Origin of the sequence: Halobaculum sp. EA56 (assembly GCF_051195075.1) — an archaeon.
Lineage (GTDB): Archaea > Halobacteriota > Halobacteria > Halobacteriales > Haloferacaceae > Halobaculum.
Window position 1 is genome coordinate 1 of sequence record NZ_JBNTJX010000130.1, and the last position, 643, is coordinate 643.

Annotated in this window: 1 pseudogene; it reads right to left on the reverse strand. The window is 58.0% G+C overall.

Annotated features, from left to right (window positions below):
* Nucleotides 1–253 precede the first annotated feature (253 nt).
* Nucleotides 254–643 (reverse strand): annotated as a pseudogene (locus tag ACQUQ1_RS22570) (DUF955 domain-containing protein); the annotation flags it as partial.

Here is a 643-nt window from a genome sequence, read left to right on the forward strand (position 1 = left end):
CTCACGTCGGAAGATTTTGCGGACGCGTTCAAAGGGGTCTTCGAACAGCAAACGGTTCCCGAACAGGATATCGATGCCGTCGTTGAGTTCCTTCGTGACCAGCAGCGCCGAATCGATTCTGAACTATAACATCGACTGCCGGTGGGGTATGTCTTGAGACCGATCGAAACACGCAGGGTCGGACGCCGAACGAATTAACCAACAGAGTGGGATAGTACCCTCCGGCGTTGGTTAACAGCCGGGAAGGAGGTGTTCAGCCGTCTACAACTGTCCCGATGACCTCCTGCGCGGTCGAACTGATCCGGCCGAGTCGCTCCTGAATGCTCTCCGCATCGTCGTCCTGCCACGCGGCAAGATAGAACGCTGATCCGCTCGTATCTAGGTTGAAATACCGCCCGACGATGTACGCAACGGCTTCGGCTTCGATCTCGCGTTTTGCACGCTCGGGTTCGTCGTCGACATCGAAATGGAGCAGTGCGTGGGCGTACTCGTGAATCAACGTCACGGCGAGATCGGCCTGATTTGAGCGGGCTTTCGCTTCGACGACGGGTTGGCATCCGTGGAGAGTCCGGTGTTTGCAGACGCCTTTCGCGTCGCCATGCTCCCACTCGGCAGCGTCGACGACACGGACGTCGATATCGAG